General features: G+C 45.6%; 22 protein-coding genes, 1 tRNA gene and 1 riboswitch. Of the genes, 13 read left to right on the top strand and 10 right to left on the bottom strand.

Annotation, left to right across the window (positions count from 1 at the left end; all coding sequences use genetic code 11):
- Positions 1-3: 3 nt before the first annotated feature.
- On the bottom strand, positions 4-1860 hold the full coding sequence (locus ACIM339_RS02005) for an ABC transporter permease (protein ID WP_015282928.1): 1857 nt from the start codon (positions 1858-1860) through the stop codon (positions 4-6).
- Positions 1857-3440 (bottom strand): ABC transporter permease, encoded by a 1584-nt coding sequence (locus ACIM339_RS02000; RefSeq protein ID WP_015282927.1) that lies wholly within the window; start codon positions 3438-3440, stop codon positions 1857-1859. The genes ACIM339_RS02005 and ACIM339_RS02000 overlap by 4 nt, the downstream gene beginning before the upstream one ends.
- 76 nt (positions 3441-3516) lie before the next feature.
- Here ACIM339_RS02000 and ACIM339_RS01995 point away from each other — a divergent pair, with 76 nt between their 5' ends.
- Positions 3517-5310, top strand: coding sequence for a PINc/VapC family ATPase (locus ACIM339_RS01995; protein ID WP_015282926.1), 1794 nt, complete (start codon positions 3517-3519; stop codon positions 5308-5310).
- Here ACIM339_RS01995 and ACIM339_RS01990 read toward each other — a convergent pair.
- Genes ACIM339_RS01990 through ppa form a run of 4 tightly spaced genes read right to left on the bottom strand, consistent with a single transcriptional unit; the run spans position 5292 to position 7627 of the window.
- A complete protein-coding gene (locus ACIM339_RS01990; RefSeq protein ID WP_015282925.1) occupies positions 5292-6404 on the bottom strand; it encodes a hypothetical protein in 1113 nt (370 codons plus the stop codon). The genes ACIM339_RS01995 and ACIM339_RS01990 overlap by 19 nt on opposite strands.
- A 10-nt stretch (positions 6405-6414) precedes the next feature.
- On the bottom strand, positions 6415-6921 hold the full coding sequence (cyaB, locus tag ACIM339_RS01985; protein ID WP_048103699.1) for a class IV adenylate cyclase: 507 nt from the start codon (positions 6919-6921) through the stop codon (positions 6415-6417).
- Positions 6893-7090, bottom strand: a complete 198-nt coding sequence (locus ACIM339_RS01980) for a hypothetical protein (protein ID WP_015282923.1) — start codon at positions 7088-7090, stop codon at positions 6893-6895. Before ACIM339_RS01980 ends, cyaB begins: the two co-directional genes overlap by 29 nt.
- Positions 7091-7114: 24 nt before the next feature.
- Positions 7115-7627 carry an inorganic diphosphatase gene (ppa, locus tag ACIM339_RS01975; RefSeq protein WP_015282922.1) on the bottom strand — a complete coding sequence of 171 codons (513 nt, stop codon included), beginning with the start codon at positions 7625-7627 and terminating at the stop codon, positions 7115-7117.
- Between the two features lie 70 nt (positions 7628-7697).
- A riboswitch (Fluoride riboswitch) is annotated at positions 7698-7759 on the top strand.
- Between the two features lie 9 nt (positions 7760-7768).
- Between ppa and ACIM339_RS01970 the strand changes: the two genes are divergently transcribed.
- Genes ACIM339_RS01970 through ACIM339_RS01950 form a run of 5 tightly spaced genes read left to right on the top strand, consistent with a single transcriptional unit; the run spans position 7769 to position 11314 of the window.
- The gene (locus ACIM339_RS01970) at positions 7769-8119 is read left to right on the top strand and encodes a hypothetical protein (RefSeq protein WP_015282921.1); all 351 of its coding nucleotides are present in this window, start codon (positions 7769-7771) and stop codon (positions 8117-8119) included.
- Entirely contained in the window at positions 8067-8465 is a 399-nt protein-coding gene (locus ACIM339_RS01965) for a hypothetical protein (RefSeq protein WP_015282920.1), read from the top strand. Before ACIM339_RS01970 ends, ACIM339_RS01965 begins: the two co-directional genes overlap by 53 nt.
- 37 nt (positions 8466-8502) lie before the next feature.
- Positions 8503-9735 carry an MFS transporter gene (locus ACIM339_RS01960; RefSeq protein ID WP_052309850.1) on the top strand — a complete coding sequence of 411 codons (1233 nt, stop codon included), beginning with the start codon at positions 8503-8505 and terminating at the stop codon, positions 9733-9735.
- Positions 9736-9782: 47 nt separating this feature from the next.
- A complete protein-coding gene (locus ACIM339_RS01955) occupies positions 9783-10931 on the top strand; it encodes a cation diffusion facilitator family transporter (protein ID WP_015282918.1) in 1149 nt (382 codons plus the stop codon).
- Between the two features lie 47 nt (positions 10932-10978).
- Positions 10979-11314: a hypothetical protein gene (locus tag ACIM339_RS01950; RefSeq protein ID WP_015282917.1), complete on the top strand. Its 336-nt coding sequence runs from the start codon at positions 10979-10981 to the stop codon at positions 11312-11314.
- Position 11315: 1 nt separating this feature from the next.
- On the opposite strand, the gene ACIM339_RS01945 is transcribed toward ACIM339_RS01950, so the two are convergent.
- A tRNA-Met gene (locus ACIM339_RS01945) sits at positions 11316-11421 on the bottom strand.
- Between the two features lie 2 nt (positions 11422-11423).
- Positions 11424-12125 carry a 30S ribosomal protein S3ae gene (locus tag ACIM339_RS01940; RefSeq protein WP_015282916.1) on the bottom strand — a complete coding sequence of 234 codons (702 nt, stop codon included), beginning with the start codon at positions 12123-12125 and terminating at the stop codon, positions 11424-11426.
- 85 nt (positions 12126-12210) lie between these two features.
- On the opposite strand from ACIM339_RS01940, the gene ACIM339_RS01935 reads away from it, so the two are divergent.
- From ACIM339_RS01935 to ACIM339_RS01925, 3 genes are read left to right on the top strand one after another with little or no spacing between them, the layout of a single operon-like run.
- Positions 12211-12819, top strand: coding sequence for a hypothetical protein (locus ACIM339_RS01935; protein WP_015282915.1), 609 nt, complete (start codon positions 12211-12213; stop codon positions 12817-12819).
- Positions 12820-12831: 12 nt separating this feature from the next.
- Positions 12832-14007, top strand: a complete 1176-nt coding sequence (locus ACIM339_RS01930) for a threonine synthase (RefSeq protein WP_015282914.1) — start codon at positions 12832-12834, stop codon at positions 14005-14007.
- On the top strand, positions 13997-15187 hold the full coding sequence (locus tag ACIM339_RS01925; RefSeq protein ID WP_015282913.1) for a glycine/serine hydroxymethyltransferase: 1191 nt from the start codon (positions 13997-13999) through the stop codon (positions 15185-15187). Before ACIM339_RS01930 ends, ACIM339_RS01925 begins: the two co-directional genes overlap by 11 nt.
- On the opposite strand, the gene ACIM339_RS01920 is transcribed toward ACIM339_RS01925, so the two are convergent.
- A complete protein-coding gene (locus ACIM339_RS01920) occupies positions 15174-15905 on the bottom strand; it encodes an isopentenyl phosphate kinase (RefSeq protein WP_015282912.1) in 732 nt (243 codons plus the stop codon). The two genes, ACIM339_RS01925 and ACIM339_RS01920, sit on opposite strands and share 14 nt — an antisense overlap.
- A 94-nt stretch (positions 15906-15999) precedes the next feature.
- Here ACIM339_RS01920 and ACIM339_RS01915 point away from each other — a divergent pair, with 94 nt between their 5' ends.
- The 4 genes from ACIM339_RS01915 to ACIM339_RS01900 are packed head-to-tail and all read left to right on the top strand — an operon-like array spanning position 16000 to position 19581.
- A complete protein-coding gene (locus tag ACIM339_RS01915) occupies positions 16000-17610 on the top strand; it encodes a formate--tetrahydrofolate ligase (RefSeq protein WP_015282911.1) in 1611 nt (536 codons plus the stop codon).
- 53 nt (positions 17611-17663) lie between these two features.
- On the top strand, positions 17664-18668 hold the full coding sequence (locus ACIM339_RS01910) for a TIM barrel protein (protein WP_015282910.1): 1005 nt from the start codon (positions 17664-17666) through the stop codon (positions 18666-18668).
- A 5-nt stretch (positions 18669-18673) separates the two neighbouring features.
- A complete protein-coding gene (locus tag ACIM339_RS01905; protein WP_048103964.1) occupies positions 18674-19210 on the top strand; it encodes an SIS domain-containing protein in 537 nt (178 codons plus the stop codon).
- Positions 19201-19581 (top strand): RNA-binding domain-containing protein, encoded by a 381-nt coding sequence (locus ACIM339_RS01900; protein WP_015282908.1) that lies wholly within the window; start codon positions 19201-19203, stop codon positions 19579-19581. The genes ACIM339_RS01905 and ACIM339_RS01900 overlap by 10 nt, the downstream gene beginning before the upstream one ends.
- Here ACIM339_RS01900 and ACIM339_RS01895 read toward each other — a convergent pair.
- A complete protein-coding gene (locus ACIM339_RS01895) occupies positions 19574-20683 on the bottom strand; it encodes a CPBP family intramembrane glutamic endopeptidase (RefSeq protein ID WP_015282907.1) in 1110 nt (369 codons plus the stop codon). The genes ACIM339_RS01900 and ACIM339_RS01895 overlap by 8 nt on opposite strands.
- Between the last annotated feature and the right edge of the window lie 120 nt (positions 20684-20803).

Raw genomic sequence — 20803 nt, 5'->3', positions numbered from 1 at the left:
TTTTCATTCTTCATCTAGTGTTCTGCTCTCTATGGATCTAACGTACTCGGTGGTGTACATCTCTTGGGATAGCAGATAGAGGGAGTACACCAGGAGCCATAGGGCAATCAGGGGTGGTGCTACAAGCCACCATTTATCTAGGTATCCTGTGAAGTAGGCGTTGGTTATCATCCAGCCCCATGTGGGTATAGCGTAGTTTCCAAATCCCAAAAACGATATGCCCACTTCCAGCAAAAGTGCCATTGTTGTTGCGCTCAATGCGTAGACCATGGAGATTCCCTTTATTTCAGGGAGTATGTGTTTAAACATTATTCTCCAGAATCCGGCTCCTGAAACCTTGGCACTTTCCACAAATGGTTTTTCCTTTATCACCTTGGTATAGTTTCTCACTGCCCTGGCCTCAAGGGGAGACAGGGCGAGTATGGAGGCTGTGATTGTGGCCATTATGTGATGCTGTATCCCGAAAAGGTAAATCATAAGTGCAGCGTATCCTATTGCAGGTATGAACAGGAAAGAGTCTGATAGAAGAAGAAGCAGATCGTCAGGGAGCCCGGAGAAATAACCCGCTGTGAGTCCCCAGAGTGTTCCCAGAATCAGGACAGCGAATCCACTCACAAATGCTATGTAAATCTCATTTCTGAATCCCCAGAGTAACTGGGAAAGCACGTCCCTTCCGGCTGAGTCTGTGCCCAGTAGATACTTTTTGCTCGGAGGAAGTGGTGTTATCAGTTTTCCAGAATAACTGTACTGCACGATGGATTTTTCGTTGTTCAGCAATGCAAATAGGTATGGTACCAGGTCCTGCTCTCCAAGTGCTATTTTTGTAAAATTTCCCTTAGTGCCCCATTGCACAGTCCCGTCCCCGGTAAGAACAAATATTAACCTTCCATCTTTTAGAATTGCCCCCATGCCATCCACGGAGGATGAGAGTGAGTACTCCTTTATATTGCCTATTTTCCACAGAAAACCCCTATTGCTCAGGGTGTTAACCTTTCCAACTATGCCCTGTGGAGAGTAGGCGTATAGGGATTGTCCGTAATAGTGAAGGTGTGTTATCTTTACTGCCATGCTTATGTTTGTGGCATAACTTCCGTTGGTCATGAAAATTCCCATTATACTTGTTCCCGATGCCACGTATATTATGTTGTTTCCATAAACTGGTATGTATATGGGGTTTGAAGTGAAATTTCCATTAATGCTCCAAATCATCCTTCCTTGGTCGTTGAGGGCTATCAACCGATCTGGAGTGGATATGTAGAAATTTGTGTAAGAATAATGTATCCCAAGAATATTTTTTTCAAGCGAGAAATTCCACATGAATGATGGTCTTTCATCTGTGTATGGGCTGTATGAATAGGCGTACACTCCCGTGGAGTTCACCGCGATGAATCCCGTGTACTGTGAGAATGGAATCTGAATTGGGTAAATGGCGTAGGTGTTCCTCACATCCATTCTGTACAATCTTTCCTGCGTTGGTGAGTATAGGTAAACTGCACTCTCCGTGTGAAAGATGGGCATTCCGTATGCTCCTGCACGGAGTATTTTTATCCCCGAGATATGGGAAGAATTGATGTTAAAGGTTTTCACTGTTTTGTGCTGAATCATATCGTAATGTATGAAAATTCCATTGTTACTCACTGCAAATATGTCGTATCCGTATACCGCGAAGTTGTCTATGGGCACCGAGAAGTTGAATTGACCAACTATCTGTGGTACAAATATGTCCTGGGGTGGTGCGTGGAATCCCGTTGGATTGCGAAGCGGTAAGGCGGGTACCACAAGTGCAATTATTATGTAAACTGTGAGTATTCCAAGGGCGATCTTACCCGTTCTGCTCATTTTTAATTCTTTCCTCCTCATCTTCTCACCCTCGGATCGAGATAGTAGATGACGATGTCTGAGAATATTGATGCTGCAATCATAACTAGGGAAAAGTAAATAACTGAAATTTGAAGTTGAAATGGATTTCCGTTGACAGTGCCCTTGAACAGAAGATACCCCATTCCCTTGATCTTGAATATGACCTCAAGAAACACCTGTGCGGTGAGAACCCACCCGAAATTCAGCACTGAGTCGGTAATTGTTGGAATCTCTGTGCTTCTTCTAACAAATTTTCTTATCTTCTTTGGATTGAATCCCACTGCCCTGAATGTGTTCACATAGGGCTCCCTGTACTCCTTTACTGCAAGTGCTCTTGCTATCAGATAGGGCCTCGCGAGTGTGAGCAGGGTGAGGATGGAGGATGCGAAGAGAATCTGGAAGAACTCCTCAATCCCTCCCCTGGGCGCAACCAGGGTGGTGTAGATCAGAGGGTAATTCTCAAAAAGGTGAAGGAACTGGTAGGTTGCATAAAAGGTTGGTATGGAGTAAAGGGCCAGAAACAGAGCAGCGTAGAGATCCAAACTTCTCGAACCCTTTTTCCTCACTGCCAAATATATTGAAATCAGGTAGGAGAAGAGGGCCGTGAGAATGAATATGCTAAGTGATATCACAAGGGCCTTTTGGAGGGATAGACCCTTCAGTCCCCATTCAACACCCTTGGTTATCCCTCCAGTTAGTAGAAGGTGCCACCAGTTTAGGTACTGATCGTACCACGGGCGATCGAGATGGTAGTATTGTATGATTTGGAATCTCATAACTATGGTTGATATACCTCCAACCCTAACCGATAGGGGCGGACCAGCTACCCAGAGGATGTAAAAAAGTATGGTGAGAACTATGAAAAGAGATACCATATTTCTAAGCGTGCTTCTTATCAGGAGCTTTATGCCCTTGCTCCTTCCACCCCTGAACTTGTATGCAGCCAGGATGAAAATCACAACGCCAATAACTACCAGGGAATTTGCAAATATTCCCATCCAGAAATATTTCATTTCTCTGAATTCAATAATTACACTATCCTTGAATTTCCCGGAAATAATGTTGTTCCTTATATGGGCATCAATAAGATTGCTTTTCAGAACAGTATCGTTTTTGGGCAGGCTCATTTTGAAGTATCCCTGGCAGTAGGGCAGTTTCAAAACAAATTTATGGTCGCTTGTTCCGTTAAGGTAGAAGTGGAAGGTTATGCTCGTGATCACCTTGGATGTTCCGTTTACGGGCATTGGTTTTGAGTAGTTCACCACTATTTTATGAACATTGGCCAGGGGGTGTCTGCCGTCCAGAGTCAGGTTTCCTACGAGGTAATAGTAATCTCCGGCAGGTGTGAGGTTTAGTTTCAGAAGATTATCCTTCAAGAGGTTGCTCAGTTCAATACCACTCAAGTTTCCCGAGGAATCCAGATCATATTTTTTCTTCGTGTTCTCATCTAAGTACTCCACGATCTCTATTGTTCCGTTGTACCTATCTTTTATCTTTGCATCTACAGAAACGTTATGGGCCTGGGCCAGGGGCGTCGAGAGAAGCAGGAGCAAAGCTAGGATAACAACGGATCTTTGCATTCTCCCCGTGATGTTCCCGCAGATATAAATTATTTTCTTAGAAATGGTTTAAATAATAGCACAACTTTTCAAATATATGAAGCTGGTTCCAGACACGAGCGTTATAGTTGATGGGAGATTCCTTGAGTTCCTGCAGAGTGAGGAAGTGGAGGAAATAATCATTCCCGAAGCCATAATTTCAGAGGTTGAACACCAAGCCAATCGGGGTATGAGCATCGGCTTTTCTGCTCTGAGCGATTTGAAGAAAATCCGTGAGGTCTGCGAGCAGAGGGGTATAAATCTTGTATTCTGTGGCTCCCGGCCTGAGGAGTGGCAGATCCGCCGTGCAAGAGAAGGTGAAATAGACAACATCATAAGGGAATGCGCCTCGCAAAGTGGTGCGACTCTTGTTACTGGAGATTCCGTGCAGAGGCACATTGCGGAGATCAAGGGCATACCCGTTATTTATTTGGAACAGAAGAAGATTGTAAAAATGAGGATTGAGGATTTCTTCACCTCGGAGACGATGAGCGTGCACATAAAGGCAGATGTGGGTGCCTTTGCCAAGCGTGGGAAACCTGGGGAATTCAAACTGGTGAGGATAAGGGAGAGCATAAGCCCGGAGGAGGTTGAGGAGATCGCCTACGACATTGTTGAGAGGGCCAGGAGAGATGAGAGGTCCTTCATTGAGATGGATATGAAGGGGGCTACCGTGGTGCAGTTGAGGGAATATCGCATAGCCATAACCCGTGCTCCATTCTCGGATGCCATGGAGATAACGGCAGTTCGTCCGATTGTGAAATTGGCACTTGAGGATTACAATATAAGCGAGAAGCTGAGGAGGAGAATTGAGGAGCGGGCAGAGGGCATACTGGTTTCCGGCTCTCCCGGCGCTGGAAAGAGCACATTCGTTCAGGCCATTGCGGAATATTACGCCTCCCTCAACAAGATAGTCAAGACCATGGAGAAGCCACGAGATTTGATTCTGAAAGATGAAATAACGCAGTACACGGCCCTGGAGGGAAGTATGGAGAAAACTGGAGATATACTTCTCCTCGTTCGCCCGGATTATACCATATTTGACGAGATGCGCACAACATCAGATTTCAAGGTGTTCACGGATCTTCGCCTGGCAGGAGTGGGAATGGTGGGGGTGGTGCATGCAACCCGTGCGATAGACGCCTTGCAGCGCTTCATAGGACGGGTTGAGCTTGGTGTCATTCCCCAGATAGTGGATACCATAATACACATAGAAAAGGGTTCAATTGCCCAGGTTCTCACCCTCCGCTACACCGTCAAGGTGCCCAGCGGCATGCACGAGGAGGACCTTGCCAGACCGGTCATAGAGGTGAGGGATATTGAGGAGGAAAAACTACTTTACGAGGTTTATTCCTTTGGTGAGCAGATAGTCGTCGTGCCCGTGAAGGAGGAGGAAAAGGGAATATACAAACTTGCAGCCAGGGGCATAGAGGAGGAGATGCGCAAACTCTTCCCAGGGCTTAGGGTGAAGGCAAGGGTGGTGAGCGATAATCGGGCTAAGATATATGTGCCCTCCCCAGCCATATCCTCCGTCATAGGAAAGAGGGGCAAGAGAATCGCGGATATTGAGGAACTTCTCGGCATATCCCTTGATGTGGAGCCCCTTGGAAGTGAGAGAGCAAGTGTGGAGAGGATTGAGGTTGAGGTGGAGATGAAGAAAAAGACAATCCGGCTGCATGTGGGAGAGCACCTGGCTCACTCCAAGGTCTCTGTATTCGCGGACACTCATAGGCTCTTTGATGTCACCGTGTCCCGTGAGGGTTACATAAATCTGCGAAAGAGCACGGCCAACGGAAAGAAGGTGATGGAGGCCCTGAGGAAGGGAGAAATTATCTATGTGGTCCCTCTATGATCCCTCCTGGCCTTGAACCCGGATGCTATGAGCAATAGGGATAGGAAAAGAGGTATGCCTGTGGCGATATAAATTTCAAAGGTGTTCAAATTCCCTCTTTCAGGGCCTATTTCCCTCAAATTCAGGATTTCCTCCCTGGACACACTCTTGGATGGATACTCTCTCATTCCGAACGTGTATTTTGAGAGGGTTATTTTTTTATATGAACCGTTATCCATTATGCCCTTATCTTGGAGCATTGTTGCAAAGAGTATTGCACCGTAGAATGTATCATTAGGGTGATAGATAATGCCTGCGCTCATCATTCCAATCTCCATGGGAAGGAGTTCTATTATTCCGGACCTTCTTATGATATTATCCCTTGTCTCCATCTGAACCTTCATCTGGACGCTCCCGGATATTTTTTTACTTATGGTCCTATTCAAGTTTGAGGTTATATTGTTAATTTTCGAATACCCAACACCGCCTGCAACTATATTTCCATAGAAATTTGCGTTGGTATAATAACTCACGTTCTCATCCTGCCCAACGGGTATGTATGGAACGGGCTTTGAGTAGTTTATCCCCAGATATATATCGTACTTCAAGGAATAGTCATTTCTCTCTACAACTCTACCTGCGATGGGCATGGTATAAATAATCTCGCCGCGGGCCCTCTCAGGTTGCTTTGTGTAAATGCGTATGCCAATTGCCTTTATCCCGTAAAAATTCTGAGTTTTGCCGTTGTGCGTTGTATTGTATCTGACAAGGAGAAAGTATCCCTCGTAATTTATCCATCTTTGAACGATTAAATTTTTCCATACCATATTTTGTGATAACCGAACCATGTTCAATTTTCCGTTCAGGTAGGTGTTTGAATAAAGTATCCCGGAGAATGAGCAGTTGTACATATCCCCCTGCATCTTTGGATGCTCCAGGTATAGGCCCATAACCCTTGTTCCCCTCGCCACTCCAGTGAAATTTTCATCTTTTAGATCCTTTTCAATGTTGAGGGACCAGAGGTATCCATGCCCAGGGGACGAAGCCCCAGCATCGGTAACTAAGGAGAGCATCAGGATCAGCAGCAGGAAAATTGCAAAAATTCTTTCTTTCATTCACACCACCTCATTTCTCTTTTTCAAGAAGCATTTCCAGATAGGATTTAGTGATGAACCTCTCTATTTCCAGTTGTTTAGCAAGGGAAAGAACTCTATCCCTGCACGGGTCATACTCTCCTATGCATTCAATCTCCACAAAATTTCCCAGATTCTCCACATCATCAACGCATATTGTAACCTCTCCCAGAGAATAATATTTTCTTCTCTTCCTCACGGAGGCAACAAATCTGAATCCAAGTTTTTCAAGCAGAGATCGGGCGTCCTGCACCCCTCCTATTCTCAGGTTGATCTCCTCTCGGCTCTTTGTATCCCTATCCACTTTTGGTCCCTTGTAGGTGAGCGTTCCATCACTTCTTATGCGAAGGGCCTCATCCGTCTGGGCGAAATCCCTGCATGGATGGTTGAAGTACAGGTCCTCCTCCACGACCTCTCTCAGAAACCTGGCCCCCAGGTAGTTCAATATTTTTTCAAATTCGCCAGAGTCATCAATCTTTGCCTTTATCTCCACTTCCATCTCTCTTCCTCTCCCGAAGCCAATCTTCATATTCATCCTCCTCTATCTCCACAACAAGAGAGCCAATATACCCACAATTTTCACATTTAAATTTCTCCCCCGTGACCATCCCGGCCACGTAGTGAATTCTCGTGCTTCCACACACGGGGCATATTTTTATCTTGACCACGGTGGGATAGGGGTGTTTGAATATTTATTTTTTCCCTCTTCTCTCAATGGCTCTCGTTATGGCCCTCTTTGCCTCGTCAACCCCTTCAAATCCTATTATGCGGACCCACTTGTTCTTCTCAAGTTCCTTGTAATGTTCAAAAAAGTGCTGAATCTGATCAAGTATGCTCGGGGATAGGTCCTCTATGCTCCTAACCTCGGCACTCCTTGGATCCACGTCTGGGTGAGGTACGGCCAGAATCTTTCTGTCTGGCCCGTGCTCGTCCTCTGTCACAAGCATTCCTATGGGTACGGCTTTGACGATCACTCCGTGGGGAAATGAATCGTAGGATATGATAAGGCAATCAATGGGGTCGTTGTCCTCCTCAAGGGTTTCGGGTATGAACCCGTAGTTGAAGGGGTAAAATGATGCTGTGTGGAGTACCCTATCCACCTTTATCACATTCATTTCAAAATCATACTCACACTTTATATTGCTCCCCTTGGGCACCTCTATGAAAACGTAAATATCTTCCGGCGGGTTCTCTCCAGGTTTCATGGGCTCTCAATGCTCTCATCGTATTTTATTTTCACGTTTTTGGGTTAATTATTTATACCATAATTTATTGGTGAAACTAGGTGATGGGGCCCACCACAATCGCCCGATCGGGCTGATGGCTCCTTTTAAAAGGTGGTCCCTATGGAGGTAGAGGTTCCAAAGGATGTGTTTGAGAGGATTCGTAATATGAGGGAGGATGATTTGAACAGGTTTATCTATGAGAGGGTGGTATCTCTCAAGAGGTATCTTGAAATGAACGACGAGGAAGCGCTTTTGAGGAGGAAAATGGAGATTGAGGATAGAATAAGGAAAATGAAGAATGAGATAGCAGAACTCACAGAGTTTTGTGAGAGGGCCCGAATGGATCAGGAGAGAATGTCCATCTGGATAGATGAACTTGATATGGAGAACAGAAGCCTTCTTGAGGAGATGAGAGGAAATGGAGATTACCTTCAGGGCGGGAAAATTAAAAAGGAAAAAGTTCAGGATTGATAAAAGGACCTCTGCGATAATAAGAGAGGTATCCTCCATTTACAACCTTCCAGAGGAGGAAGTGGTACTTAAGGCCCTTACAGAGCGGTGGGAAAAAGAATCCAAGAATGAGAGGGTTGAAACTCTGAGAAATGAAATTGATGCTCTACTTGCCGAGATGTTTGAACTTGAGGGGAAATGGGCATCAGTGAGGTACAGGTCCCATACATACGTGAAGGAGAACAGAGGTCTGGCGATTGTGCTTGCGGGAAAACTTGGAGAGAACAAGAGTTTGAGAAATTTACTGAAAAAGAAAAGAGCCCATGAGGATATACGGAAGGTGGTTGATTTTTATCTCTGGCTCTGAGGTAAAGATTAAATAATTGCCTTTGCATTGTCATGCATTGATACCCAAGGACAGGATGTTCCACAAGTTTGCCGCCTACGGGTTTTTGAAGAATCTGAGATTATTTGAACCCTTCATCCTCCTGTTTTTTCTTGGTGCGGGGCTTGATTTCACAGAAATAGGTGTTTTGATAGCAATAAAGCAGGTATCTGTGTATATTCTCGAAATCCCCACGGGGGTGTATGCAGATGCCATGGGTCGTCGCAGGTCAATGCTTATGAGTATGCTCTCCTACATGGTATCCTTTTCCATATTCTTCCTCTTCTCCAGTTTCTGGCTATTCGCCCTTGCAATGGTTCTCTACGCCCTCGGTGATGCTTACAGGACAGGCACACACAAGGCAATGATTTTGGAGTATCTGAAAATAAAGGGTATATCTGATAGAAAGGTTGAGTACTATGGTGCCACCCGTTCGTTCTCTCAGCTTGGGTCGGCTCTAAATGCTCTGCTGGCGGGATTAATTGTATTTTACACAGGAAATTACAGGGACATATTCATAATAACAATAATCCCCTACATTCTCAACTTTATAAATCTGGCCACGTATCCGAGGATTTTGGATGGCGAGATAATGAGGGAACTCGGCAGGGGAAGGGTTATGAGGCAGTTCAGGGGAACAATATCAGATTTCAAGAATATGTTGAAAGATAAGGTTGCTCTTAGGGCCATTTTAAATTCTTCACTGTTCTCCGGTTCCTATGAGGCTGTAAAGGATTATCTGCAGGCTGTTTTGAAGGTATTTGCCCTGTCCCTCCCCATTTTTATGTACCTCGGACAGGATAAGAGAACAGCAGTGGTGATCGGAGTGGTTTATTTCTTCATCTATCTTATGAATTCATACGCTTCCCGCAATGCCTACAGAATAGTAAAGCGCGTTGGAAATCTGGCAAGGGCCATAAATGTAACTCTGATACTTGGTGCGGTGACCATACTTCTTGCAGGAGCATTTTATCACTGGAACCTGCTTGTACTCTCCATACTCCTGTTTTTGCTTATATATGTGCTTCAAAACCTGCGCAGGCCCATGAACGTTGGATACATTGCAGAACGTATAAAGAGCAGGGTTATGGCTTCTGGCCTTAGTGTTGAATCACAGACAAAGACCATAATAGCTGCATCCCTGTCCGTGTTTATGGGGTTTTTTGCAGACCTATTTGGTGTGGGCTCAGCCCTTGCCCTGGTTGGATTCTTAGTTCTTCTCTTGGCCCCTCTGGTGTTCGTTGGGGACTGAGTTTTGAAAAGTTATAAGTACCCGTATCCTATGCTTAGAATCAGGTGATGTTATTGAACGAGCTTGTTGATGGTGAGAGGGTAGCACGGAATGTGACTGTAGTTACCTTTTTTCTCGCTCTGGGAAAGCTTGCCGTGGCCATGCTCACCAACTCCGTTGTTATACTTGCAGATTCTTTTCACAGCTTTTCAGACATAGTTCCCATAATGGCTGCGTGGTTTGGGCTCAAAATAGCCCAAAAGCCGGAGAGTGAGAAGTTTCCATTTGGCTATTACAAGGCGGAAAATCTTGCGGCTCTATTTGCAAGTTTGTTCATCTTCTTCCTGGGATTTGAGATATTATCTGAGAGTTTAAACCGACTACTCTCAGAAGTTTCAAATGTGACCAACGATTGGCTTGGAATTTCCATGATTGCGGTTGCCATAATCACATCCTATTTTCTTTACAGGTACCAGTTCAGGGCTGCAGAGAGAACGAGATCTCAGGCCCTTATGGCCAATGCCACCGAGACAAAAATGGATATTCTCTCTGCATTTCTCGTTCTATTTGGATTCGTGTCTTCAATCTTCCACATTCCCTACGTGGAAGGTGCTGTTGGAATAATCCTTTCCCTATTCGTGTTTTACGCAGGATACGAGAATTTTCGTGATTCTGCCCTGGCCCTGATGGATGCGGGGGTGAGTGAGAAGGACATTGAGAGAATAAAAAATGCTGTGCTCTCAGTTCCCAGGGTGAAGGGGGTGAAGGAGGTAAAGGCCAGGCGCTCTGGCCCGTTTTTGATGGTTGAACTGGTGATCCTCGTTCCGGAGGGGCTTGATGTGGATAGGGCCCACAAAATTGCAGATGATGTGGAAATAAGGGTAAGAGCCCTGGAGATTGTGGACCATGTGATGGTGCACATCGAGCCAGAGAAATCCGAGATGCTTATGGCGAGACCCGTTAATGAGGATGGTTCACTTGCAAGGGTTTTTGGCTCAGCTCCCTATTTTGATATATTCCTTATTTTGGAAGGAAGAAGGGAGAAAATTGAGCGTATGAAGAATCCCGGGTTTGGGCTTTCAAAGAAGCGCGGGGTTAAGGCGGCCCTATCCCTGATAGACCGTGGTGTGGACGTTGTTGAGGTTAAGAATATCGGTGATGATTCACGGAAAATACTTGAAGATGCAGGGGTGGATGTCAGGATAATCCGCGGTTGATTTCCCAACTTCCAAAGAATTAAATTTCATAGGAGCATGATGAAACGATGAACTGGAACGAGTTTGTGAAATCCCTCGTGAAGTATTCGATTCTCACGGTAATAGGCCTGATAATCACACCATACCTCGTTATGATTGTTGGACTGGCAGTAATGCTTATTGGGGCCTTTTCAACGAGCCCTACCATAAACCTTCTCAGGTTCAGAACAAAGAGGATATTCAAATCCGCCGAGGTTGATGTTGAAGATATTGAGGATCCTGACAAAATTTACAACGTATCCTGGAGAGAGAGTCTTTTCATCCTTCTCACGGGATTCCTTATGTTTTTCATAGCCCTAATGGTTGCCAGTTTTGGATGGAGAGGTATAATATACATGCTCTGAGTGCCGGGGCCGGGGTTTGAACCCGGGACCTTCGGATTTCTCAGGCTTGGAGGTGGAGATTAAATACCCTATGAGTCCGACGCTCCACCAGGCTGAGCCACCCCGGCGTTTAAGAAACCTCTTCTTCTGCAACCTCTTCCGAAACTTCTTCAGGGGCTTCAACTTCAATTTCCTTCTTTTCCTCCTCACGCTCCAGTTCAATGACCTTCTCTTCCGGGAAGTGCAGAACTTCCGTTTTGCGGACCTCAATTCTGCGGACGGGGTAAATGGGTTTCAGGGCCTTGGAAAGGTCCCTTTTGACCTCATCACTGAGGAGATACTTCACATATTCGGAAAATGTCAGTTCTGTGGCCTTTGCAAAAAGATACTCAGAAATTTTCTTCCTCAACTCACTCTTTATTGAACTCTTAATTCTCCTATCTGGAACGGCGATTACCTTGACCCTTATCTTGTAACCATCTGCAGTGAGAACGGGGAATATGGCATCTATCCTGCTGCGTCTCCTCCTCACCATGCGGCGTATGTAATCGTTGGTCATGTCGTGGCCTATGAATCTTGTATATGCGTTTGTGCCCTGAATTCTGTTGATCTTGAAATAGAGTTTAACGTGCATCTTCTTAAAATCGCCCGTGAGATCGTATAGGGTTGATTCTGCAATTCTGCCAATTACCTTTTCCGGATCGTTCGCTGGAGTCATACCGATCTCCTTTGAACTAAATGTCTCCGGTGCTATTATGGTGTACCATACCTTTGATCTCCATTTATCACGAATTCTCCTGGCAGCGGCCCTTTCCGCTCTTCTGCTTGCCATGGGTAATCACCTTTGCGAAGGTAAATGGCCTTTCCTTTAAATAATTTTTGTAAATTTCTAAATACATTTGGGTCATGGGGGTGTTATGCAAAAACGCATAAAAAGCATTATTGTTTTTCTCCTCATCGTTCTGATAATTGCCCTCATCTACCATCCTAGTTTGGGAGGCCAGGTTTATATCACAGAGAAGGGTCATGCTCTTTATAACCTCACTCCTGGAAACAGCACGGAGAGTTTTAGTGCCACAACGATTCTGAACAATGGTTCTGGGTATCTGAGTTTGAGAGTGTCTGTTGGTAGAATCACCAAAATTCCTTGTGGTAATTCATCGGCCCTTGGAATCATAATGTCCCTAAATGCCACCGGGCACATGCCCCATGGACTCGTTCCCGAGGACGTGGTATTTGCAGTTAGAGGCTCCGGAAATCGGACCATGTACTATTCTTTCCTTATGAAAAACAATTCTGGGTTCAATGCAACTCCCTGGCCCCAGGAAGCATCCTTGGGCAGTCCCGATGCTTGGAGTCCCAAGAGCATTTATGATGGATTCAAGCCGCAAGCCTCCCATTTCGTTGCCGTGACTGAATTGCTGTGGATCATCAAAAATCCGGGCCAAGGGGGCATCATTCGTATAACGGTTCGCCTATACGGATTTAAAAACTTGATAACAAGTGAGGTGGATATTGAGATTTGAAGGCATATTTATATGCTCTGGATGAGATACGGGCCCATGCTTGTTTGTACAAAATGTGGCGAGAGATACGACCTCTCCTCTCCAATTCAAAGATGCTCCAGGTGTGGTGAGCCGCTTCAACTGGATTTTGCACGGGGATATGTTCGGGAAGGCAGGAGTGTATGGAGCAGGTTTGGTGATTTCTATCCAGATGTGCATCTGAACATGGATTACAGCATGGGAGAGGGAGATACTCCTCTCCTATTTTCCAGAAGGATATCCCGAAAACTTGGGAACGATATTTATTTGAAAAATGAATCGCAGAACCCCACCTGGAGTTTCAAGGACAGGGGAACTTTCGTGGCACTAAATCGTGCAATCTCCCTCGGATTTGAAAAAATAGGGGTTGTTTCAACGGGGAACATGGCTGCAAGCGTATCCGCCTACGGTGCCAGAGCGGGACTTGAAACCTACGTTCTCCTTCATTCCGGCACGTCCATAGATAGGGTGGCCCAGATATCAGTGTACGGATCCAAGGTAATTCTGGTTGAGGGTGACTATGGAACCCTCTACTATGAATCCATAGGGATTGGAACCCGAGAGGGCATTTATTTTATGAACTCGGACGATCCTTTCAGGGTTGAGGGGTACAAGAGCATAGCCTTTGAAATTGGAGAGACCGTTGAGGCCGATTATGTGGTGATTCCCACGAGTTCTGGCGGCTTACTTAGGGGAATAATGAAGGGCTTTGAAGAGTTGAGAAACAGCGGTATTATAGATAGGATTCCAGTGCCCGTGGCCGTTCAGGCAGAGGGGTGTGCCCCCATTTGCAGGGCATTCCACAACGGTACTCAGGTTGAAAGATTTGATGGGCCAAGAACAATCGCACATGCCATTTCAAATCCGTATCCTCCCAGTGGAAACGAGGTATTGAGGTTGCTCAAAAGGTACGGAGGTACCTGCATATCTGTTTCAGATGAGGATATAATTAATGCTCAAATGGACCTTGCCCATGAGGGAATATTCGTGCAGCCAGCATCCGCCACAGTCCTGGCTGCTGCCACGCATCTGAAAGTAAGGGACAAAAAGATTGTGCTTGTACTCACCGGTTCCGGGCTAAAGGCAAAAATGGAATATCATGGACGCATATACCAATGCGAACTCAAAGATCTTGAGAGACTTTTGGAGGTGATAGAAAATGAATCCTGAAGAACTGGTGCATCTGCATGACGAGTACAGGAAAAATGTGCTGAACATGCAAGCATCTGAAAATTACCTTTCATACAGGGTGCGCAGGGCTCTGGCATCCGACATGGCATCCAGGTATTCCATGGTGTTTGATATGGAAGTGCATGGCAGCGTGGTGCACAACGCCTACGGCGGAACGAGGTATCAGGAGGATATAGTGAATTATGCATCTGATATGGCAAAAAATGTATTTGCGTTCCAATACGCCAGTGTAAAACCCATTTCTGGGCACATAGCCGCCATGAGTGTGCTCATATCCATCGCGAGGAGAGGAGATAAGATAATGGCAATACCTCCCGAGGTCGGGGGTTACGATGGGTACTCTCAGCAGTACATGCCAGATATGTTCGACCTGAAATTTGTGCAGTTGAAATTGAAGGATTTGAGATATGTGGATACGGAGGATATAAGAAAAGAAAAGCCCCAACTTATCATTTTGGGTGCGAGTTACATTCTCTTTCCCTATAATCTGGACGAGGTTCTTGATGTGGCTGAAGATGTGGGAGCAAGGGTGGTTTACGATGCCTCCCACGTTCTTGGACTCCTACCCAGCGGTTTTCAAAAAGACATAGAGAGGTGCGATGTGGTTTACGGTTCAACCCACAAATCATTTCCAGGACCACAGGGTGGGATAATTCTGACCAATGATTCAGATCTTGGCAACAAGATTGAGAAAAATATGACATGGCGCACGCAGGACAATTTTCATACCAATCGTGTTGCGGCACTGGCCCTTGCACTTGAGGAATTCAAGCCGGTTGCCAAGGAGTATGGTGATAGGGTGAGAGAGAATTCAAAGGTTCTGGCAAGAACTCTGCATTCCCTAGGGCTTGAAATACGCTTTCCTCCGGATTTCACAGATTCTCACCAGATACTTCTTGAGGAGGGCGCTCTTAATAAATTCAATTTAACTCCCCCCGATATGAGCAGAGTCTTGGAGAAAAATGGTATCATAGTGGATGCTGTTGGAAGAATTGGAACTGCAGAACTCACGTGGAAGGGTTATGGCAAGGAGGATATGGAGAGTATTGCTAAACTCATTATCAGCGCATTGAAGGGTGAGAGTGTGGCAGAAGAGGTACGTGCTCTCGTGGAAAAATGGGATGGAAAAACCATGGGTGAGAGGGCTATGGGAGTATGAGGGTGCCCACATCCCTGCCTTCAAGGGCGAGTTTCAGATTTCCATCCTTTCTGAGGTTTATTATCCTTATTTTTGCATTCTTCAACCTCAGTGCCTCAAGAAGTTTGTTTTTCATTCCACCAGAGAAATCGCCTGTATCCCAGAGAGGGAGGGAGCGTGCCTCATCCTTCCCTATTCTTCCAATAACCATTCCCTTCTTGTCAAGTAAACCATCCACGTCCGTACCGTATATTATTTCATCCGCCCCAAGACGCAGTGCAAGCTCCGTTGCGATTTTATCTCCAGAAATCACTGTTAAGCCCGATGATTCGTCAATGACCCCATCTCCCCTCAGCACGGGGATGAACCCCATATCCACAAATCTTTTAAGGCAATTTAAATTAAAATGGATAAACTCTCCATTTCTGGCTCTTGCCACATCGGTAATGGATACTTCCACAGCCGGATGCCCATGCTCAACGAGAGCCTCCACGATGACCTTTGTGATTTTTGCCACCTCAGAGCGCAGGTAGGCCCACTGAATATGGTTGCTTTGCAATCCTTTGAAAAGTTTGTACTCCTTGGCCAGTTTATGGCCTACATAGCCCACACCGTGCACAATCACGTACCTTTCATTGGGAATGAGTTCCCTAGCCACCCTATCTGCTACCTCCGCGACATGGTCATCTCCATTTCTCTTATCTGTAAGTGCAGAGCCTCCTATTTTGATTATTTTCATTGTCCTCCTTAAGGGATTGCACTTTAAAATATGTTTTGGAAATCCACAGAATTGTGGCACAGGATTTAAATAAGAGGAATAATCTTTCTCAACCATGTTGCCCATAGATGAAGTTGCCTCAAAGGTAGGGATAGAGAACATTATTCGTTACGGAAATTACAAGGCAAAGATCCCCCTTGAGGAGATCTGGAGGAGGGAAAGGAGAGCCAAGGTGGTTCTGGTAACTGCCACAAATCCCACTCCCCATGGGGAGGGGAAAACAACAACTTCCATAGGCACCAGTATGGCATTCTGGAGAATGGGAAAGAGGAGCATTGTGACCCTTAGAGAACCCTCACTTGGACCTGTTTTCGGGATAAAGGGAGGTGGCACAGGAGGTGGAAAAAGTACCGTTGAACCCAGCGAAGATATAAATTTGCACTTCACCGGTGATTTTCATGCCATTCAGATAGCCCATAATCTTCTTTCCACGGTGATCAACAATGCAATATTTCACAATGTTGAGCCCTGCCTTGACAGGAAGAAAATTCTCTGGAGCAAGGTTATGGACCTCAATGCCAGGGAATTGCGAGGCATAGTTGAGGGCCTTGGTCCCAACGGTGGGGCAGTTATGGAGAACCATTTCGAGATAACCTCTGCAAGTGAGATATCCGCCATAATAGCAATCTCCAAGGATTACAGAGATTTGAAGGAGAGATTGTCCAACATCCTTGTGGGATTTAAAAACGATAAAACCCCCGTATTTGCAAGGGATTTCAATGTGGTGGGTGCAATGGCTGCCGTGCTCCGAGATGCACTGCTTCCTAATCTCGTGCAGACCTCAGAGGGCACACCTGCGGTGGTTCATGCAGGTCCATTTGCAAACATAGCCCACGGGCACAATTCGCTCCTGGCCGATGAGATAGGTATGCGCTATTCAGATTACCTTGTAACGGAGGCAGGTTTTGGCTCAGACCTTGGTGCCGAGAAATTCGTGAACATTGTTGCTCGGATGGGTGATTTTGATATCAGTGGTGCCGTGCTTGTGACCACGGTTAAGGCACTGAAGTACCATGGAGGTGTGAAAAAGAAGCACCTTGAGGAGGAGAATGTGGAGGCATTGGAGAGTGGGGCATCCAACCTTCAGAGGCACATAGATATCGTGCGCAAACTCGGATTTGAACCCGTCGTTGCCATAAATCACTTCCCTCAGGATACGGAACGAGAGTTGAGCAGGTTGCAGGAAATAGTGGAAGATATGGATGTCAAATTTGCAGTGAGCGAGGTATTTGCCAGGGGTGGAGGGGGGGGAATTGATATTGCCAAGCACCTTGAGAGCATACAACCCAGGAAGCCACGGTTCACCTACAAACTCGATGAGCCCATAAGGGAAAAGGTTGAGGCCATAGCCACCGAGATATACGGTGCGAGCGGTGTGGTATGGGAGCAGCAGGCGAAGAAGGATCTCAAATTGGTGGATAAACTGGGATTCAACGATTTCTACGTGTGCATGGCAAAGACCCAGTATTCCCTCAGTGACAATCCAAAATTGCTTGGAGCGCCTGAAAACTTTGAGGTGCATGTTCGCGCTTTGAAGATCTCCTCTGGTGCAAGGTTCGTTGTACCTCTTTTGGGTGATATAAACACCATGCCTGGACTTCCCACAAAACCTGCTGCGGAAAACATAGACCTGACGGATGATGGCCGCATAGTCGGTCTGCACTAATTTTTTATTCATTTTGCGAAAAGATTATTAGTTTCAATGTAATATATGCGCAGATGTATCGTTTTGGTCTTGCCGGAATACCGTTATCGTGCAAGGGACGCACGTTAAAGGATGCCATAGAGGATACCCACAGAATGGGACTACATGCCATGGAGATTCAATTTTTGCGTGTCAACGTTCAGGAAAGAAGCGTTTACGATGAGGTGGGTTTGAAGCCCAGAGAGATTGAAAATGCCCTGATTGTAGAGGTTCTGCGCCCTGACGAGGAGGGTAATTATCAGCCCATCGGTATAGATACGCAACTGGAGGAGGACGATATTCTTCTTGAACTCTTCTGGAACCTTGCCACAAGTTACGGTGAATTGAAAAAACTTGGCGAGTTGGCCAAGGAACTTGATGTGCAGTTGAGTTTGCATACGCCCTATTATATGGATTTGATTTCGAATACGGAACTGACTGAGAAATCAATTGATTACATAATTTGGGGAGGATTGCTTGCCAACGAGATGGGAGCAAAATACGTTGTCAATCACATCGGTCTGTATGGGGATCTCAGCAAGGCGCAGGCAATGAAGAACGTTGTGGCGAATGTGAAGAAGATAAAGACAAGGTACAGGGAACTCAAACTCAAGCCGAAACTGGGATTCGAAACCTCTGGCAAGCAGGTGGTTTTTGGAAGTCTAGAGGAGGTAATTTCACTTTCAAAGAAGGTCAAGGGAGTTTTGCCGGTTGCCAATTTTGCCCACATACATGCCAGAACAAATGGATCTCTAAAGGATCAGAAAAAATTCGAGGAAGTATTTGATAAACTCGCGCCATTCTGGAAGGATGAGTATTATGTGCATTTTGCAGGCGTGTTTTATGAGAACGGCAACGAGACTGCCATAGTTCCCATAAAAAAAGGAGACCTGAAATTCGAAACCCTTGCAAATGTCCTGCTCAACAATGAGTACAATATCACGGTTATATCCTCCACTCCGCTTCTTGAGCATGATGCTGCATACATGCGGGTTATTATGGAGCGTGTTCTTGCCAGAAGGCTTGCAAAGAAGAAGTGATGCGCATGTTCCATGAGGCTTACAGGTACATAATTGAGAGCATAGGTGAATCATTGGATGCCGTTGATACTTCCCTGGTAAACAGGGCCGTGGAGATGATATCCTCCGCAAAGCAGATTTTTGTTTACGGCTCCGGGCGCTCCGGTCTTGTGGGTAAGTTCTTCGCCATGCGCTTGGTGCAGCTGGGGCTTGTTGCTTATTTCATCGGTGAGACTATAACTCCTGTGGTTAATCCGGGAGATGTGGTGGTGCTCGTATCCAATACCGGACGCACGCAGTCAACTCTTCTCGTGGAAAGTATTGTGAAGAGGATTAATGCGAGGGTTATTGCTGTAACATCCGATGGTTCCTCTCCGCTTGCGGAGAATGCGGATCTCACATTCATAATCAAATACAGTAAAACAAGGGGTGAACTTGCCCCATTGGGCACTCTCTTTGAAGATGCATCGGTTATATTTTTTGATTCACTCATAGCAGCGCTTATGAAGAAACTGGGTCAGAGGGAAGAGGATATGAGGAGGCGCCATGCCATATGGGTTTAGAGATAGTGATTGAGGCGGAACTCCACCCAACAGAGGATGTGGAAAAGGTTAAAAATGCCATATTGAATATATTCCCCGATGCCAGGTTGGAAATTCTTGCGGGGGAAATTAGGGGCATATCCCACAGTGTTGATACCTTGGGCAAGATTCTGAAGGAGATGAGAATAAGGGACGCGGCTCGCAGTGTTTTTCTGAGCAATCTATACGATGATGAGATCGTTTTTTCAATAAGCAAGCAGGCGGCCACAGTTGGAAAGGTGAATTTTTCCGTGGGCAACGTGCCCCTTGGAGATATAAAGATAATCATGAGGGGCGAGAATTTAAGGGAGATAGTGGATATGATTGCCCCCGATACGAGAAAGCTCAGTTGAAGTAGTTTTGGTAATATGAATTGTCTTCTCCCACCTTTATTTCAGTGCCGCACCTGATGCATCTTACTGTGTTTTTATCAACGTACTGGAATATTGTACCTCCGCAGTTTGGGCATACCAGGTTGGTCCATGCCACGTTGGGTACCCTTTTATTTTCCTGCGGCCTACGCTTTACAGGTTTTTTCTTTGAGAAATAGTTTATTGTTCTGATGGTGTATGATATGAAGAAAATCAAACCCAGAATTGCCATGGCCAGCATGAGGAATCCGAAAAGGTAGGATAATCCCTTTTCCATCCCCATTGGTATGCTTATGAAATCGGTCATGAAGTGCAGCATTATGGATGCGTATATGCCATAGCGAATGTAGAGATAACCCAGGAGGAGTCCACCCACAAAGGTTGGAATCATCTTCCAAAAACCCCATGCTGACACGTGTGCCGCTGCAAACACTATGGCTGAGAGCACTATAAATATGGCTTCAACAGAGGTGATTTTTCCGTACCCTCCTAATATGCGTATTGGAGACACCCTTTTTCCCTTGAGAATGTAAAAGAGGTACACAGGTATGCCGAGGAACACTGTTCTTACAATAAGTTCTTCATACACGGAGGCATGGAGCAAACTCAGCATTTGCTGCCATATGGGCATCTTCCCGATTCCCGGTGTGTGGGGCGTGTATCCGAACAGCAGAAATATGTAAACAACGAGTATGCTGAAGAATATGTTCAATGCGTAAAGTTCAGAAAGTTCCTGGAATGGATTTCTTCTGTAGGCCGATGGATTTTTCACAAAACTTCTGTAATACGGGATTATCCCGTAGAAGAGCATGAGTATGACCGATGCTGAGATTGCAGATGCCAGAAAAACGTACCAGGCATACCCAAATGAGCCCGTTAGATAGAAAATCAATACGGGGGTGGGCCAGATTGGGAAGGGTATGACCACATAAATGGGAATTGCAAAATAGGTATCGGATATGTGTGGAACAAGGTAAAACAAACTGTAGAGCATGTAGGCGAAAATTGTGATTATTATTGTCAGTGCTATCAGCGATGCTATGAAGGATGATATTTCCTTCAGGGTGTGAAGGGGTGATTTCATACAGAGGAGAATGGCTTGTTTGATAAAGTTTTTTCGTGATTTTGTTCCATAATAGATAATCATGAGAAAAGGTATTTAAAATCAGGTCAAATTATCATTAATCGTTCTCAAAAATGAGAA

The sequence above is a fragment of the Aciduliprofundum sp. MAR08-339 genome, from assembly GCF_000327505.1.
In the GTDB taxonomy this organism is placed as follows: Archaea; Thermoplasmatota; Thermoplasmata; order Thermoplasmatales; family Aciduliprofundaceae; genus Aciduliprofundum.
Note: the sequence above shows the minus strand (reverse complement) of the source record. Positions and strands in the feature narration are given on the sequence as shown.